The following is a 1,309-nucleotide window of genomic DNA, read 5'->3' on the forward strand; positions in this document are numbered from 1 at the left end:
CAGCTCTTCCTGAAAATAGTCGAGTTAGAATTTTGCCGTATTGTAGATCATGCAAACAGCTGAGACTAGTTTTCTTGCGGAAAAGAGGGGGTAGAAGAAAAAATTTGAAGCAAAACAAAAATCAGCGTGAATAATTCACGCCTAATCTTCGTCTTCAAAGCTTAACGCATAGCTAATTTGGTCAAAACTGTAGCCGCGATATTGTAAGAAACGAACCTGTTTAGCGTACTCTTTCTGGTCTTTGGCCTTTATTCCTTTAAATTTCTTCTCTGCTGCCAACTTTGCCAATTCAAACCAATCTTGGGGCTCTTCTGCCATTGCTTGTTCAATGACAGATTCTGCAACGCGCTTCTGGTTAAGCTCTTGGCGAATACGACGCTCACCATGACCTTTGTAAACGTGTTGACGCACTTGGCTTTTGGCATAACGCAAGTCATCCAAATAATTGTGTTCTAAACAAAAGTTAATCGCAGCTTCAATATCAGCCTCTTCATAGCCTTTCATCGCAAGCTTTTGATGGAGCTCATATAAGCCATGATCTCGACGACTAAGTAACTGAATCGCGGCTTCTTTGCTAGATAGCGTCGGTGCTTGTCGCTTTTGGTACATAGTGATCCTAAAGGTAATTTAGCTGTACAGGCTTTTCGTTTGCCTTAAATTTCTTCGATTTTGATTTCGACAAATACAACAAAGCCCTGCAACGCAGGGCTTTATTTTTAGTCTATCAGAAGATTAAAACTCTTCTTCTTGCTCAGGCTTCTCACCGGCAGCAGGTGCTTCTGGTTGAGCTGGAGAAAGTAGCATTTCACGCAGTTTGGTATCGATTGTTTTCGCGATTTCTGGATGCTCACGCAGGTAGTTACAAGCGTTTGCTTTACCTTGACCAATCTTATCGCCATTGTAGCTGTACCAAGCACCCGCTTTTTCTACTAGCTTGTGCTTCACGCCTAAGTCAATCAACTCACCTTCACGGTTAAAGCCTTGGCCATACATGATTTGCGTGTTTGCTTCTTTAAATGGTGCTGCAATCTTGTTCTTAACCACTTTGATACGCGTTTCGTTACCTACAACTTCATCGCCTTCTTTGATTGCGCCAGTACGACGGATATCTAAACGAACAGAAGCGTAAAACTTAAGCGCGTTACCGCCAGTAGTCGTTTCAGGGTTACCGAACATCACACCAATCTTCATACGGATTTGGTTGATGAAGATACACATACAGTTAGACTGTTTCAGGTTACCTGTAAGCTTACGCATTGCTTGAGAAAGCATACGAGCTTGGAGACCCATGTGGCTGTCGCCCATTTCG

Annotated in this window: 1 protein-coding gene and 1 pseudogene; both read right to left on the reverse strand. The window is 42.8% G+C overall.

Translation table 11 applies throughout. The features are described from left to right. Positions 1 to 141: 141 nt before the first annotated feature. Positions 142 to 609: a recombination regulator RecX gene (gene recX / locus R7Q38_RS23585; RefSeq protein ID WP_005455548.1), complete on the reverse strand. Its 468-nt coding sequence runs from the start codon at positions 607 to 609 to the stop codon at positions 142 to 144. A 123-nt stretch (positions 610 to 732) separates the two neighbouring features. Further along, positions 733 to 1,309 (reverse strand): annotated as a pseudogene (gene recA / locus R7Q38_RS23590) (recombinase RecA); the annotation flags it as partial.

The organism is Vibrio sp. Vb0598, assembly GCF_033338935.1.
GTDB classification, from domain to species: Bacteria; Pseudomonadota; Gammaproteobacteria; order Enterobacterales; family Vibrionaceae; genus Vibrio; species Vibrio alginolyticus.